Here is a 15,120-nt window from a genome sequence, read left to right on the forward strand (position 1 = left end):
TTCCCTAAAACCGCTCAAGCAGACGTTTTAGGTATTCCAACTCGATTTTGGGGCGATCAGTATCGCCAGTACGTCGGCGAATTTCGTCCAGCAACTCTCTGGCACGGCGATAGACATCCTCTCCCTGCAGCATGTCTTCTTCGGTCGAAATGGACCCGGCAGCACCAGGGTTGCGCCCCAGCGGATCGCGGTTGGTGGCCTGCATATCGCCTTCTTCGGTGCCCTGCCCCGGTTGGTTCTGCTGGTTCTGGGCCATCGCCTCACCCAATGACCGCATGCCTTCCCGCAAGGCTTCCATCGCCTCGGACTGACGATCAATAGCTTCGGCCAGATCATCGCCGCGCAGCGCTTCTTCCGCGTCATCCATAGCACGGCCCGCACGACCTAGCGCTTCGCGCGCGGCCTCCCCCTCGGGTGTGCCTGCACCCGGTAGTCCTTGTTCCTGTCGACCCAGCTCGTCCCGGAGGGCCTGTTGCCGGTCTGCCAGCGTTCCTTGACCCTGCTGGCCTTCACCCGACTGATCAGACCCTTGTCCCTGACCGCCTTGACCCTCGTGGCTTTGACCCCGGCCCTGCCCACCCGAGCTGCCTTCGTTGCCCTGGCTTTCACCGGCCTGTGCGCCCGGATTGAACTGTTCCTGCAGATCGCGGAAGGCCTGGTCGCTTAGGCCCTGTTGTTCGCGCAACGTCTCGGCAAGCCCTTCCATGGCTTGCTGGCCCTCGGACTGGCCGCCTTGACCCTGCCCCTGAGTGACGCGCATGTTTTCCATCATCTGTTGGAATTCATCCAGCGCTTGCTGCGCCTCGGCCATGCGGCCCTGTTCCATCAGTTCCTGAATGCGGTCCATCATGCGCTGTAGGTCATCCTGTGACATTTGCATGGATTCGCCGTTCTGGCCCTGTTGCTGTTCGCCATTCTCGCCGTCTTGCTGCGCCAGACGCTGCAATTGCTGCAAGTAGTCTTGCGTCGCCTCTCGCAATTCCTGCATCAGCTCGGCGATTTCTTCATCGGAGGCCCCATTCTTCATCGCCTCGGACAACCGTTCCTGCGCCTGACGCATCCGTTCGAGCGCATCGGCCAGCGTGCCGTCTTCGATCAAGGCCGCAAGGTCCCACAAGGCCTGCGCAATTTCCTCCTGCTGCTCTGGCTTCAACCCGTATTCATCAAAGGTCTCCAACCGCCGCAAAACTACCCGCAGGCGCAAATAGGCAGTGTCCGAGCGGAACAAATCCTCAGGATGATTGGACACCGCGCGCAACACTTGCGCGACCCGTGTGGCATTGGCGCGAGCCCACAGCAGGTCTCGCCGTTGTTCGATCACCGCTGCCGCGAGCGGGTCAAAGAACCGACGCGCGGGCAACGCCGTCGCATAGGGTTCCGATTTGGATTGTTGGTCCGCGGCATCCTGCGCCATCAATGTGATTGTCACCGGCAGATGTGCCCACGGATGTTGCGAAAAATCTTCAATCAAGTCTTCGGTGAAATCGGTTCGATCCCCGGTAATCGGCATGGGCAACTCAACTTCAATCGCCTCACGCGGTTCAGGGTCCGCGATCAGACCATAACGGCGATCGACCGCAGCCAGATCCAGCTCGATCCGGGCCAGCCCAGATACGATGCCGTAGTCATCAAGGGCCGCGTACGGAAGTTTCATCTGACCGCCAGCCTCAGATTCAGCGGCAGACGCCACCGCGATCTGTGGCGGCGCATCACTTATGATGCCCAGTGTCCACTCTCGACCCGCCGGGCCTTCAATTCGAATCTGGCCTGAGTGTTCGACCACGAATTCCTGTTCCGGTTCGGTTGCCGCCTGTGTTCCGGCCACAGATGCAGTCTCAGTCAGGCTGTGCGCACCGACCTCTCCGTAAAATCGCAATGTAACGCGACTGCCCTGCGGTATAGAGAGTTCTGTTCCAGACTGATCCGCCAGATAGAGCGTCGGCAACCCGGTATAACGTGGCGGCTCCACCCAGCCTTCCCACGTTGCGCCTTGCCCGGCAACGGCAGCCCCAGGTGCCATTTCAGCGACCGATCCGATGCGCCAGAATGATCCGAATAGAACCGCAACAACCAATGCCAGCAACGCGGCATATCGCAGGGCGTAAGGGTCGCGTGACGCGAGCCGCAGATCCGGTTTCACCGCCTCCGCCTGGGCAACACGCTGCGCCATCCGGTGTTTATGGGCCCGCCAAAGAGTCACAGAATCCGCGTCCTGTGCACCAATGGCCTGATCATCCATCAGAGCCTGAATTGGTCGGCCTGGCAAAGTTTCGTCAAGTCTCGACAGGGCCTCGACACGCGACGGGATATGGAAACGCCTTGCCCCCCAAGCGACAGCAAGAACCAGTGCAAGCAAAGACACCGCACCAGCGCCCCAAACGAATTCGACCCTGACGAAATCCTGTAAGCCCAGCATCAGCGCTGCAAGCAGAAGCATCAAAATCGAAAACACTGGCCAGAAGGCACGCAAAACCTGCTCAGCCAACATACCGACATGGGTCAGCCAAAGGGACATGCGTGGTAGTGGCAGGTTTGATCTATCGCTCAAGGCGGGCCTCCTAGTCGGGCCCGCGCGGTTATCGCGTCAGAGCCACGTAGGTATGGTATCGCGGTTTATCATTTCGTCAAAGCTTGGGCGTTCACGAATAACTGCAAATTGATCCCCATGCACCAGCACTTCTGGAATCAGCGGGCGCGTATTGTACTCGCTAGACATCACCGCACCATACGCCCCTGCGCTGCGGAAAGCGATAAGATCACCTGCAGACAGCGGCGGCATGTTGCGTTTTTTGGCAAAAGTATCACCAGATTCGCAGACCGGCCCGACGATATCATAGGGCCGCTGTTCGACACCGGGCGCGGGTTCGGTCACCGCAACAATGTCGTGATAGGCTTCGTACATCGCGGGGCGGATGAGGTCGTTCATCGCCCCATCGAGGATCAGGAAATCGCGGTCTTCACCGGATTTCACGTAGATGACCTTCGACACCATCAGACCTGCATTTCCTGCGATCAGGCGACCGGGCTCGATTTCGATCTCGCAACCCAAATCGCCAAGCGTTTTCTTGATCATAGCGCCATACTCGACCGGTAAAGGCGGCGCGTCGTTTGAACGTGTGTAGGGAATACCCAAGCCGCCCCCTAGATCGAGCCGGCGGATATTGTGCCCTTCAGAGCGCAATTGCTCGGTCAATTCTGCGACTTTGTTGTAGGCCAGTTCGAACGGCTCCAGCTCGGTCAGTTGCGAGCCGATATGAACGTCGATCCCTATGACCTCCAAACCCGGCAAGCTGGCTGCCAGCGCATAGACCTCCAAGGCACGGGAGATCGGAATGCCGAACTTGTTCTCGGACTTGCCAGTGGCAATCTTGGCGTGGGTCTTGGCGTCTACGTCCGGGTTCACCCGCACGGTTATCGGCGCGATCATGCCCAGTTCTTGCGCAACGGCGTTGATCACTTCCATCTCGGGCTCGGATTCCACGTTGAACTGGCGGATGCCGCCAGTGAGCGCGTTGCGAATCTCATCCTCAGTTTTGCCAACACCCGAGAACACGATCTTGTCGCCCGGCACGCCTGCCGCCTTAGCGCGCAGGTATTCCCCACCCGAAACCACATCCATTCCCGCGCCCGCTTGCGCCAGCGTTTTCAAGATCGCCTGATTGCTGGCCGCTTTCATCGCATAGCAGACAAGGTGATCGGTGCCGTCCAGCGCGTCATCGAACAGTTTGAAATGCCGCAGCAACGTTGCTGTCGAGTAGACATAGAACGGGGTTCCGACCGCGGCAGCGATTTCGGAGATCGGGACATCCTCGGCGAAAAGCGCGCCGTCGCGGTAGAGAAAGTGATCCATATCTGCGCGCTTAGACCAAAACGGGGGGCCGGTTCAATGGATTCGGGCGCTTATGGGCCCGACACGGCCATTTAGAATTCGGTCGAGACCCCGGCACGTGCATAGCCGGATACGGAAATGCCGGACGGTTTTGGCTCTGGCTTAGGATCAGAGCGCGATGCAGATGTCGGTTCGCACGCCGCCAAAACGGCAAGCGTCAAGATTAGGCCGATGGTTCGCATATGCCGTTCTCCTTAGAGTCTGTACTGACGGTGTTGGATTTCGGATCAGACACCCAGATAAAGGCCAAAGCCGCCCTTGCGAAGGCCTACGCCTCCGCCAACATGTGTCCCGCTGGACCCAACGCCAACGCCCAGGCTGGCCGTCGGCTGAACAGGTTCGCCATCGGCACCACAGGCCGCCAAGGCAAAACCGGTCAAGATCAACAGAATGACCCGAAACATACGCATCATACCAACGCCTTCCATCGTTTGATCTGAGCCCGCACCTGATCAGGCGCAGTCCCCCCATAAGACTGACGCGAGTTTACCGAGTTTTCAACGGTGAGGACAGAATAGACGTCATCGGTGATATCAGCGTGCACCGATTTCATATCCTCAAGCGTCAGGTCGGGCAGGTCGCAACCCTTGGTTTCGGCCATAGCAACCAGCGATCCGGTCACATGATGCGCATCGCGGAACGGCAGGCCCAGCACACGGACCAACCAGTCGGCCAGATCGGTCGCAGTTGAGAACCCCGACCCTGCCGCTGCGGCAAGGCTTTCGCGGTTGGCGGTCATGTCCTTGACCATGCCTTCCATTGCCGCCAGCGCCAGCATCCAGTTGTCGGCTGCATCAAAGACCTGTTCCTTGTCTTCCTGCATGTCCTTGGAATAGGCCAGCGGTAAACCCTTCATCACCATCATCAACGCCGTATTGGCACCGTAAATCCGGCCCACCTTGGCGCGAATCAGCTCGGCCGCATCCGGGTTTTTCTTCTGCGGCATGATTGACGAACCCGTTGAAAACCGGTCGGACAGCGTGACAAAACGGAACTGGGCCGAGGACCAGATCACAAGCTCTTCGGCAAAGCGAGACAGGTGAACGGCGCAGATTGAGGCTGTGGACAGGAATTCCAGAGCGAAATCGCGGTCGCTTACGGCATCCAACGAGTTGGCAGCGGGGCGATCGAAGCCCAGGGCCTCGGCCGTCATCTGGCGGTCGATGGGGAAGGACGTTCCGGCCAAGGCCGCAGCCCCTAAAGGCGACTCATTCATTCGGGCGCGGGCATCCCGGACGCGAGACAGGTCGCGGCCGAACATCTCGACATAGGCCATCATGTGGTGTCCCCATGTCACCGGCTGTGCTGTTTGCAGATGTGTAAAGCCCGGCATAACCCAATCAGCGCCGGCCTCAGCCTGCGCCAAAAGCGCGCGGATCAGGGCCAGCAGGCCGGTCTCCGCCGCGTCCAGTTGGTCACGAACCCAGAGTTTGAAATCGGTCGCCACCTGGTCGTTTCGGCTGCGACCTGTGTGCAGACGGCCTGCGGGCTCGCCAATGATCTCTTTCAAGCGCGCCTCGACATTCATATGAATGTCTTCCAGAGCGGTCGAGAACTGAAAGTCTCCGTTCTGGATTTCTGACAAAACGGTGAGCAGCCCTTCCCGAATGGCTTCAGCGTCACTATCACTTATGACGCCTGTCGCAGCCAACATGGCGGCATGGGCGCGCGAGCCTGCGATGTCCTGGGCTGCCATCCGTCGATCGAACCCGATCGAGGCATTGATTGCCTCCATGATCGCGTCTGGACCGGCGGCAAAGCGGCCGCCCCACATCTGGTTCGAAGATTGATCGGTCATGTAAGAAAACCCGGAGTTGATATGCGCCTATTTCGTCTGATCCCCCTTTATATGGCCCTTGCGCTAGGTGCAAACGCGGCTTTGGCAACCGATGCCGAGACATTGGCGCCGCTGCGCGATGGCAGCCTGAAGCGCCTGATCCTTCACAAAGAGCCGAAGCCCGTCGAAGCGGTTGAGTTTGAACTGGAAGACGACGGCGGCACAGCGTCACTGGCCGACTACAAAGGCAAGTATGTGCTGTTGAACTTCTGGGCCACCTGGTGTGCCCCCTGCCGTAAAGAGATGCCTCAGATCGCTGAATTGCAGGACGAATTTGGGGGCGAAAAATTCGAGGTTCTGACCTTGGCGACTGGCCGTAACTCTCCGGCTGGCATCAAGAAATTCTTTGATGAAAACGGCATTGATAATCTACCTCGGCACCAAGACCCGAAACAAGCGGTTGCGCGCGAGATGGGCGTTATTGGTTTGCCGATCACTGTGATTATTGATCCTGAAGGCAATGAAATCGCTCGTCTGATTGGTGATGCCGAATGGAATTCTGACAGCGCAAAGGCAATCATTTCCACCCTGGTCGAGGCAAATAGCTAAATTCTTGCGAAATCACGCCAATCTCTGCGACGCCTTCAGAGGGAGAATGACAGGCTAAAGCCGTGTCTACGACCATTTCGAACTCGGTCGAAAACACCTTAGTCAAAATATGCTAGACTGGACCCGGCCCAAAACGGGCCGGTTTTTTGTTTGTATGTAACCCGAAAAAGGAGACCGTGATGAAACCTGTGGTTCTGCTGATCGGGCGTTTGCCAAACGTGATCGGTGACGTGGCACTGCAACTGGATCACCTGCCGATCCAATGGCTGGGTGCGCACGATCAAGCCGAGGTTCGGCATCAACTGGACACCGAACCCCGGATTACTTGCGCTATCATGGGGGCAGGCTTGGATGATGTCGTCCGCGGCGAGATGATTGGCATTATCGCCTCGCGCCGGCCAGATATCTGCATCCACCTTAAGGATCGTGCGTCAGGCCCTGAGGGCCTTGTCCCATTTGTGCTCCGAGTGGTTCAGCACGAAATTTTGGAAAGACTGGAACGAGGCTGACGCCACGCCACCTTTGACAGCCCCCTGCCCGCTTTGCACTCTGTCGCCGGGGAGGACGGCATGCCGCTTGAAATTCTATTGATTTTAGTGATCGGTGGGATTGCCGGTATCACTCTCCTATTGCACCTGACCGGACGATCGAGCCAGCGCGTTTTGACGCAAGGGACCGCCCGGATGGATTGGCGGCGCCATTTTCCGGACGATGTGGTGATTGATGTCACGGTCTCGCATGATGGCCATGCCGCCTTAGTTCGAACTGAGACCGGCACCGGCTTGTTGTGGTCCCTCGGCGCAGATACTGTAGGCCGGCATCTGTTGGATTTTGACTGGATCGAGCATCCGAACGGGTTCGAATTTCAGTTTCGCGACTTTAGCTCGCCCGGTGTCGTTGTTCACCTCGACGAACTTGAGCGCCGTCACTGGCAGCACCTGATGGAGCCTTCATGACCGATCACGTAAGTTTTCCCGACGCCGTTCAATGGGCCGTCCCTTTTTTTATCGCCGCGATCTTGGCCGAGTTCCTGTGGATCACCATAAAGGGCCGTGGTGGGAGGTACGAGACCCGCGATGCGGTGACCTCTCTGATCATGGGCGCGGGTAACATTGCTTCAGGATTTGTTCTTGGTTTCATTGCCTATGCGTTCTTTATGTGGCTGTGGCAAATCACACCGCTGAACCTTGGCACCTCGATTCCGATCATCATCCTGTGCTTTGTGCTGGATGATCTGCGATACTACTGGGTGCATCGGTTCGGCCACCGTATCCGCTGGGTCTGGGCCAGCCATGTGAACCACCACAGCTCGCAGCACTATAACCTGACCACGGCGCTGCGTCAGACCTGGACCTATACCTTTACGTTCATGATGGTTGTACGGGCACCGCTGATCCTGCTGGGATTCCACCCGGCTTTGGTCTTGTTCTGCGGCGGTCTGAACCTGATCTACCAGTTCTGGATTCACACCGAAGCCATCGGCAAAATGCCTCGCTGGTTTGAATCTGTGATGAACACTCCCAGTCATCATCGTGCGCACCACGGCCGCAATGCGCGCTATCTCGATTGCAACTATGCCGGCGTCTTCATCATCTGGGACAAGATGTTTGGCACTTTCGTGCCCGAGCAGGAAGATGACCGCGTCGATTATGGGCTGGTTCACAACATAGGCACGTTCAACCCGTTGCGCGTCGCCTTTCACGAATGGGTGGGCATGTGGCGCGACGCGACTCAGCCGGGTCTGACCTTAAGCCAAAGACTTGCCTATTGCTTTGCCCCGCCAGGTTACAGCCACGATGGCAGCCGGGACAGCTCGGAGCAGATCAAGAAAAAGCATCTCGACAGACACCCGAGTGATCGCGGAACGCCCGGATTCGAGCAATTTGACAAAAATCCGCCCAATACCCGGGCAAAACGCGCCTGACGACTTCGCGAGCAAGGTCAGTAAGCCTTGTAATCCGGCCCTGATGCACCATATCGGTCGTCATGTGTGGAGTATGAGTGTCCGGAGGCCAGAATGACCCGCGTAACAACCGTATCAACTGTTATCGGGCTGTTGGGTCTGGTTCTGGCGATGTTCGCAGCAATCGGCACCGCTGTGACAGCTTTGATCGCATTGGGCTTTGCAATGATGGTTCTGGGTGCGGTGGGGGCTATCTTCGGCGCCGCAGCGACACTGGTACAAGCCGGACAATCCGCACGCTGACCCCTCATATTTTCTGAGATCCCTTAACTGCAGATTCACCTGTTTGCCCTGAGACTGTGACCGAACCCATGTTCGGCATCACACAGGGAACCGTTGCTCATGCGGGACAAGAAGCTTGCAGATCTTCCCGAAGGGTCGGAAAACCCGTTGAACGCTGCAGTCTCGACCCGGGACCGCTCGGTCGTTCAGATGGCAACAGACGCAGTAAAACACAAGCAATGCAAACTGGCGTTTCAACCTGTCATGCAAGCGCACGCCCCACATGGCGTTGCCTTTTATGAAGGTTTCATTCGCGTCCTCGACGAAACCGGTCGTGTCATTCCGGCCCGGGATTTCATGCCTCAGGTCGAAAACACACCGATCGGTCGGGAACTGGATTGCGTCGCGCTGGAAATGGGTTTGCGTACACTCGTTCGAAACCCTTCCATCCGATTGTCCATAAACATGTCGGCCCGGTCGATTGGTTACGCCCGCTGGTCCGGCGTGCTGGACAGGTTTCTAAAAAGGGACGCAAGCGTGGGTGAGCGTTTGATCCTTGAGATCTCGGAAAGCTCTGCGATGCAAGTCCCCGAGCTTGTCGTAGATTTCATGGATCGCCTGCAGGAACGCGGCATTGCCTTTGCGTTAGATGATTTTGGGGCCAGCAACTTCAGTTTTCGCCATTTTCGCGAGTTTCTGTTTGATGCCGCCAAAGTAGACGGGCAATTCATTCGGGGGATCAGCGAGAACCCCGACAATCAGGCACTGGTGCGTGCTTTGATAGCGGTGGCGCGGGAATTCGAAATTCTGGTAACGGCCGAATCGGTCGAAACCCAGCAAGATGCAGCGTTCCTTATCGCAAACGGCGTGGATTGCCTGCAGGGCTTCTTGTTTGGCGCACCATCGATCACACCGCCCTGGAAACAGGAACCACACTCGAAAACAGGGACTTAACCGAACGCCGCTATCGCAATAATTCGCCCCCTCCGCCGCTGAGACAAGCTGTCCGTTGCTGCGTGTGCAGCATTGCGCTATGGCAGAGAGTGCTGGAGCGGGGGATCACGAGGCGCTCTGATACCGGGAGAGAGCTTCTCTGCCACCTGCGCCGTCAGATTTCCCGAAAGACCATGACGGTAAAGGACTGACTTATGACCAACGTAGTAATCGCATCCGCCGCACGCACAGGTGTCGGCAGTTTTAGCGGTTCGTTTGCGAACACCCCTGCACATGATCTGGGCGCTACCGTCCTGGAGGCAGTCGTCGAACGCGCCGGGATCGACAAGGGCGAAGTAAGCGAAACCATTATGGGTCAGGTGCTGACCGCCGCTCAGGGCCAAAACCCCGCACGTCAGGCGCATATCAATGCCGGGCTTCCCCAGGAAAGCGCCGCATGGGGCATCAACCAAGTCTGTGGCTCGGGCCTGCGCGCTGTCGCGCTGGGCGCACAGCATATCCAATTGGGCGATGCCGATATCGTGGCCGCCGGTGGACAAGAGAACATGACACTGTCGCCCCATGCCGCCGCGCTGCGCGCCGGTCACAAGATGGGTGATATGAAGTACATTGATACGATGATCCGTGACGGTCTCTGGGATGCCTTCAATGGCTATCACATGGGTCAGACCGCCGAGAATGTCGCCGAGAAATGGCAGATCAACCGCGACACACAGGACGAATTTGCTGTTGCGTCTCAGAACAAAGCCGAAGCCGCGCAGAAGGCTGGCAAATTCGCCGACGAAATCGTGCCGTTCATCATCAAGACCCGCAAAGGCGACATTGTGATGGACAAGGATGAATACATCCGCCACGGCGCAACCATGGAGGCCATGGCAAAGCTGCGCCCAGCCTTCGCCAAGGAAGGTTCGGTAACAGCCGCCAACGCATCCGGTCTGAATGACGGCGCCGCGGCAACCCTGCTTATGTCGGCCGAGAACGCCGAAAAGCGCGGGATTGAGCCTTTGGCCCGCATCGCATCCTACGCCACTGTTGGTTTGGACCCGTCGATCATGGGCGTTGGCCCAATCTACGCGTCACGCAAGGCGTTGGAAAAAGCAGGCTGGTCCGTAGAAGATCTGGATCTCGTCGAAGCCAATGAAGCCTTCGCAGCGCAGGCCTGCGCCGTGAACAAGGACATGGGTTGGGATCCGTCAATCGTGAACGTCAACGGCGGCGCCATCGCCATCGGACACCCAATCGGTGCATCCGGTTGCCGTGTCCTGAACACGCTGCTGTTCGAAATGAAACGCCGCGATGCGAAAAAGGGTCTGGCGACCCTGTGCATCGGTGGGGGAATGGGCGTCGCCCTATGCGTGGAGCGTGACTGATTGCGCTGACAAGAACACAGAAAAGGGCGCCCTGTCGGCGCCCTTTTTTGTTACAATTCAATTCTATCACTTATGTGCGACAATACTGACGAGCAGAAAGCAAGCTATCTTGACGAAACAATATTGCGTACAACTCTCTCTCAGAGTAACAGCATTACCAAGGCGACTAAATTTGGAGGATTCCTAAATGGCACGTACAGCACTCGTCACCGGCGGCTCTCGCGGCATCGGCGCAGCAATTTCTAAGGCGCTCAAGGCCGAGGGATGCAATGTTGCAGCCACCTACGCGGGTAATGACGAAGCCGCGGCGAAGTTTACAGAAGAAACCGGCATCGCCACATACAAATGGAATGTCGCTGACTATGATGAATCGAAGGCAGGTATCGAAAAAGTCGAGGCCGAAGTTGGCCCGATTGATATCGTTGTCGCAAACGCTGGCATCACCCGCGATGCCCCGTTCCACAAAATGACGCCCGAGCAGTGGCATCAAGTGATCGACACCAATCTGACCGGCGTCTTTAATACAGTGCACCCGATCTGGCCCGGCATGCGTGAGCGGAAATTCGGTCGTGTGATCGTCATCAGCTCGATCAACGGGCAAAAGGGCCAGTTTGCTCAGGCGAACTATGCGGCGACCAAAGCGGGCGATCTGGGTATCGTCAAGTCGCTGGCGCAGGAAGGAGCGCGCGCCGGTATCACTGCCAACGCAATCTGCCCGGGCTATATCGCTACTGAAATGGTCATGGCCGTACCAGAGAAAGTACGCGAAGCCATCATTGGCCAAATCCCAGCGGGACGTTTGGGTGAGCCAGAAGAAATCGCGCGCTGCGTCGCGTTCCTGGCATCTGATGATTCGCAATTCATCAATGGCTCGACCATTTCTGCCAACGGCGCACAGTTCTTCGCATGAATCCTAGACGTGCAATGAATTGGGCCGGTCCTTTTGGACCGGCCCTTCTTGTATCCCGTAAGAACGCGCGCGCTGCGTTCAGCGGGAACCAAACAACCAGTTCAAAGCCCTGGCGATCGCTTTGGACCGTTCAAGATGAGCGCGCTGAAAGGCGCGGGCCGCTGCGGGGCTGGTGGTGACCTCGATCATAGCAAAGTTCCTTTCAGATCAGTTTCATTTGACTTACTCTGAATATGCGCCTCTAAATCAGGCGCGACAAACGAGCTTTTTCGAACATTCAGTTAAGAAATACTTGACTATAAATGAGCGACTACCTTCCTCCTCTGACTGCATTGCGCGCCTTTGACGCCGCAGCGCGTCACATGTCATTTGCAAAAGCAGCAGCTGAACTGCACGTCACGCCGGCCGCCCTTTCGTTCCAGATAAAGTCTCTTGAGGAACACTTAGGCCGCCCCCTGTTCCGCCGCCTCAATCGCGCTGTTGAACTGACCGAAGCAGGTCAAGCGCTGGCCCCAGGTGCCGCCGAAGGGTTTGCGATGCTGCAGGCGGCATGGCGTACGGTAAGGCGGCAAGAGGATGGCAGCAGCCTGACGGTGACAGCGGGCCCGGCATTGACAGCCAAATGGCTTGCCCCGCGCCTATATGAATTTGCGCGTGCGCATCCGGAAATCGATCTGAAGTTTTCGGCAACATTGCGCAATATGGATCTGGAACGGGACGATGTGGATGTCGCCATTCGATTTGGCTATGGGCAGGATGACGGCCTTTATTCGGTGCCAGTCAGAAAGGAATGGCTAACACCCGTTATGACGCCCGAGCTGGCCGATCAATTCGCAACACCAGAAAGCCTAATGAACGCACCCCTGATTCATGATGAATCGATCAGCTTCCTGAAACCTCCCTGCGATTGGCCCGCGTGGTTCCGGGCAGCCGAAGTGGAATTTGTCCCAACTCATGGCGCCCATTTCTCGAATGCGGATCATGCGATCGATGCGGCTGTTGCAGGGGTCGGCGTCGCTTTGGGCCGACGCGCTATGATATTGAAAGATCTTTCCGAAGGGCGGTTAGTCGCACCATTTAAACTCGCAATTGAAACAAAAGGTCGGTTCCGTTTTTTGTGCCTGCCCGGCGCGGAACAGCGGCCTCAGATTGCGGCATTTCGGGACTGGTTCTTATCCGAAATTGAAAAGACCGCCCATATATCCGATGAGTTCAGAATCATCCCGATAGAGAAGGTGCCCGGGCCGTGACTAAAATGCGCGCAACATTTATCGGCTTTGGTGCTGTTTTGCTTTGGGCATTGTTAGCTTTGTTCACAGTTGGGTCGGCACCTACGCCGCCGTTGTTGCTGAACACAATCTGCTTTTCAATTGGCGGAACGCTTGGCCTGATATGGGCCTGGTTCTCGGGTGGTTTCAGCCAGTTAAGGCAGGTGCGCTGGACAACCTACCTGTTCGGGGCTTTAGGACTGTTTGGCTATCACGCCCTGTATTTTTCTGCGCTGCGCATGGCCCCGGCGGCCGAAGCCGGACTGATCGCATATCTCTGGCCGTTGCTGATTGTTTTGTTTTCGGGCCTGTTGCCTGGCGAGCATCTTCGACTTGGCCATCTAATCGGTGCAGGCCTCGGCTTTGTCGGAGCTGCGGTCATCGTTACAGGGGGTGGAAGCACTGGCTTTCAGGCCCAACACCTTCCCGGCTATGCTTTGGCATTGATGTGCGCTCTGACATGGTCTGGCTATTCAGTTCTGTCCCGTCGTCTGGGTGATACACCCACAAGTTCTGTTGCCGTTTTTTGTGTCGCAGCGGCAATAGCATCTGCAGTGCTGCATCTGGCAGTGGAGGATACCGTTTGGCCCACCAACACAATCAGTTGGATTTCTGTGCTTGCGCTGGGTCTGGGCCCTGTTGGACTGGCGTTTTATGTCTGGGATATCGGGGTCAAGCAAGGCGACATCCAAATACTTGGAACCGCCTCATATGCGGCACCACTTTTGTCTACGCTGGTATTGGTGGTGGCCGGGATCGCCGCCCCGTCCTGGGGATTGGCGATCGCGGCGTTGTTGATCACTGGTGGTGCCGTGATTGCGGCACACGCCAGCCTGCGACCCTAAGCGGAAAGGCGTTCGATCTCTTCTTTCAGTTTTAGCTTTTGTTTCTTGAGCTGGGCGACATGGAGATCATCGATACCTGGCGAGCGTTGGGCTTGTTCTACTTCGAGACCGAGAGTTTCGTGCTTCTTCTTCAGTTCCGTCAGATGTGCGCTCACGCTCATGGCGATCCTCCTTCTTCACGTGTCTGAGTGATACGTAAGAAGTTGATCACATCATATCCAGCCTGTCACGCCGCAGACGCACAGAATCTGTAATAAATCCGACAAAATCGGCTGGTCATTGCTTATTGAACCGAAAACCCGGAAAGCGCTGCGCCCGCGCGCAGTATCGCTGAAACTTCGGGCGTGTAGCTGTCGCCATCTCTTGTATGACGGTCACCCGCATGCAGAATCAACGGAGCATGCAGCCGGAATGCTGCGCCACCACCTTTGCGGGCGCGCACGATAACCAGCTCGGCGTCGCGGCCGAAGCGCGCGCAAAGCGGCAAAACCTCGACGGACCCCAACCTGTTTGCGCAGGCTGACAGAATATCCGGCAGCCGTTCCGCTTTTTGAACCATATGCAAATAGCCCTTTGGAGCGAGTCGTTTGGCGGCGACGGCAACCCAATCTGCCAGCGGTGTCTTTTCACCCAGTGCAATACTCCTGCCTGTGTCTGACGCTGGGCTATGTGCGTCCGGGCGATAGTAAGGGGGGTTTGCAATCACGTGGTCAAACATCCGGCTACGCAAGCTCACCGGCAATAGGTTCAAATCAGCCTCGGCAACGTCCAGCTGAACCCGGTTCTGATCGGCATTTCGACGGGCCAGATCGGCATAGGGTGACTGCACTTCAACGCCTGCCAACTGCAATTTTGGGATACGCGCAGCAAGACACAGAATGGCAGCTCCGGCCCCGCATCCAAGCTCTAATACAGATTGTCCGGGTTGAGCAGGCACTGATGCTGCCAACAGAACAGGATCAACACCGGCGCGGTACCCTGACAAAGGCTGCAATAGCTGTACCTGCCCGCCCAGAAAGGCGTTGCACGTCAGATCGCTGTCTTTAAACCGGGTCATCGCCCCAAAGGGATCTCATTGTCGCGCATGACACGTTCAGCCCGCGTTAAATCATCCGTCCGCACCATCAGGCGGCGCGGGAAGATTCCGATGCCTCCTTCGAGGATGCTCATATTTACGTCCATCTGAAAGCAGTCTATATCCTCGCCTTCAAGAAGAGCGGATGCAAAAGCCAGGATTGTCGGATCGGTGCTGCGCAATAGTTCTTTCATGGGGATGGATGTAAGGGCAAGGCGAGGCAGAAGTCGAGCCTTGT

The 15,120-nt window shown here is 57.1% G+C and carries 18 protein-coding genes; 10 read left to right on the top strand and 8 right to left on the bottom strand.

Translation table 11 applies throughout. The features are described 5' to 3' along the window. Positions 1 to 4: 4 nt before the first annotated feature. From Q1B21_RS09690 to argH, 5 genes are all read right to left on the bottom strand, one after another. Complete coding sequence (locus Q1B21_RS09690) at positions 5 to 2,515, bottom strand: TIGR02302 family protein (protein WP_299889185.1); 2,511 nt, start codon at positions 2,513 to 2,515, stop codon at positions 5 to 7. Positions 2,516 to 2,584: 69 nt separating this feature from the next. After that, positions 2,585 to 3,850 carry a diaminopimelate decarboxylase gene (lysA, locus tag Q1B21_RS09695; RefSeq protein WP_299888885.1) on the bottom strand — a complete coding sequence of 422 codons (1,266 nt, stop codon included), beginning with the start codon at positions 3,848 to 3,850 and terminating at the stop codon, positions 2,585 to 2,587. A gap of 71 nt (positions 3,851 to 3,921) precedes the next feature. Continuing rightward, positions 3,922 to 4,071: a hypothetical protein gene (locus Q1B21_RS09700; protein WP_299888887.1), complete on the bottom strand. Its 150-nt coding sequence runs from the start codon at positions 4,069 to 4,071 to the stop codon at positions 3,922 to 3,924. A 45-nt stretch (positions 4,072 to 4,116) separates the two neighbouring features. Then, positions 4,117 to 4,299 (bottom strand): argininosuccinate lyase, encoded by a 183-nt coding sequence (locus Q1B21_RS09705; protein WP_298935422.1) that lies wholly within the window; start codon positions 4,297 to 4,299, stop codon positions 4,117 to 4,119. Next, a complete protein-coding gene (argH, locus tag Q1B21_RS09710; RefSeq protein WP_299888889.1) occupies positions 4,299 to 5,687 on the bottom strand; it encodes an argininosuccinate lyase in 1,389 nt (462 codons plus the stop codon). The genes Q1B21_RS09705 and argH overlap by 1 nt, the downstream gene beginning before the upstream one ends. Positions 5,688 to 5,708: 21 nt before the next feature. Here argH and Q1B21_RS09715 point away from each other — a divergent pair, with 21 nt between their 5' ends. The 10 genes from Q1B21_RS09715 to Q1B21_RS09760 all read left to right on the top strand — a co-directional run bounded on the left by Q1B21_RS09715 (position 5,709) and on the right by Q1B21_RS09760 (position 13,807). After that, positions 5,709 to 6,275, top strand: a complete 567-nt coding sequence (locus Q1B21_RS09715) for a TlpA disulfide reductase family protein (protein ID WP_299888891.1) — start codon at positions 5,709 to 5,711, stop codon at positions 6,273 to 6,275. A 179-nt stretch (positions 6,276 to 6,454) separates the two neighbouring features. Then, positions 6,455 to 6,784, top strand: a complete 330-nt coding sequence (locus Q1B21_RS09720; protein WP_298935346.1) for a hypothetical protein — start codon at positions 6,455 to 6,457, stop codon at positions 6,782 to 6,784. A gap of 60 nt (positions 6,785 to 6,844) precedes the next feature. After that, complete coding sequence (locus Q1B21_RS09725) at positions 6,845 to 7,231, top strand: hypothetical protein (RefSeq protein ID WP_299888894.1); 387 nt, start codon at positions 6,845 to 6,847, stop codon at positions 7,229 to 7,231. After that, positions 7,228 to 8,199: a sterol desaturase family protein gene (locus tag Q1B21_RS09730; RefSeq protein WP_299888896.1), complete on the top strand. Its 972-nt coding sequence runs from the start codon at positions 7,228 to 7,230 to the stop codon at positions 8,197 to 8,199. Before Q1B21_RS09725 ends, Q1B21_RS09730 begins: the two co-directional genes overlap by 4 nt. Positions 8,200 to 8,292: 93 nt before the next feature. Continuing rightward, on the top strand, positions 8,293 to 8,481 hold the full coding sequence (locus Q1B21_RS09735) for a hypothetical protein (RefSeq protein WP_299080670.1): 189 nt from the start codon (positions 8,293 to 8,295) through the stop codon (positions 8,479 to 8,481). A gap of 99 nt (positions 8,482 to 8,580) precedes the next feature. Next, positions 8,581 to 9,414, top strand: a complete 834-nt coding sequence (locus Q1B21_RS09740) for an EAL domain-containing protein (protein WP_299888898.1) — start codon at positions 8,581 to 8,583, stop codon at positions 9,412 to 9,414. A gap of 194 nt (positions 9,415 to 9,608) precedes the next feature. Beyond that, a complete protein-coding gene (locus Q1B21_RS09745) occupies positions 9,609 to 10,784 on the top strand; it encodes an acetyl-CoA C-acetyltransferase (RefSeq protein WP_298935351.1) in 1,176 nt (391 codons plus the stop codon). A gap of 187 nt (positions 10,785 to 10,971) precedes the next feature. Beyond that, the gene (gene phbB / locus Q1B21_RS09750; protein ID WP_299080663.1) at positions 10,972 to 11,694 is read left to right on the top strand and encodes an acetoacetyl-CoA reductase; all 723 of its coding nucleotides are present in this window, start codon (positions 10,972 to 10,974) and stop codon (positions 11,692 to 11,694) included. 302 nt (positions 11,695 to 11,996) lie between these two features. Next, a complete protein-coding gene (locus Q1B21_RS09755) occupies positions 11,997 to 12,944 on the top strand; it encodes a transcriptional regulator GcvA (protein ID WP_299888901.1) in 948 nt (315 codons plus the stop codon). Beyond that, positions 12,941 to 13,807: an EamA family transporter gene (locus Q1B21_RS09760; RefSeq protein WP_299888903.1), complete on the top strand. Its 867-nt coding sequence runs from the start codon at positions 12,941 to 12,943 to the stop codon at positions 13,805 to 13,807. Before Q1B21_RS09755 ends, Q1B21_RS09760 begins: the two co-directional genes overlap by 4 nt. Here Q1B21_RS09760 and Q1B21_RS09765 read toward each other — a convergent pair. From Q1B21_RS09765 to Q1B21_RS09775, 3 genes are all read right to left on the bottom strand, one after another. After that, positions 13,804 to 13,968: a DUF465 domain-containing protein gene (locus Q1B21_RS09765; RefSeq protein ID WP_298935355.1), complete on the bottom strand. Its 165-nt coding sequence runs from the start codon at positions 13,966 to 13,968 to the stop codon at positions 13,804 to 13,806. The genes Q1B21_RS09760 and Q1B21_RS09765 overlap by 4 nt on opposite strands. Positions 13,969 to 14,090: 122 nt before the next feature. Beyond that, complete coding sequence (locus Q1B21_RS09770; protein ID WP_299888906.1) at positions 14,091 to 14,864, bottom strand: methyltransferase; 774 nt, start codon at positions 14,862 to 14,864, stop codon at positions 14,091 to 14,093. After that, positions 14,861 to 15,076, bottom strand: a complete 216-nt coding sequence (locus tag Q1B21_RS09775; RefSeq protein ID WP_120632374.1) for a DUF2007 domain-containing protein — start codon at positions 15,074 to 15,076, stop codon at positions 14,861 to 14,863. The genes Q1B21_RS09770 and Q1B21_RS09775 overlap by 4 nt, the downstream gene beginning before the upstream one ends. Positions 15,077 to 15,120 lie beyond the last annotated feature (44 nt).

Origin of the sequence: uncultured Ruegeria sp. (genome assembly GCF_947504215.1) — a bacterium.
Lineage (GTDB): Bacteria > Pseudomonadota > Alphaproteobacteria > Rhodobacterales > Rhodobacteraceae > Ruegeria.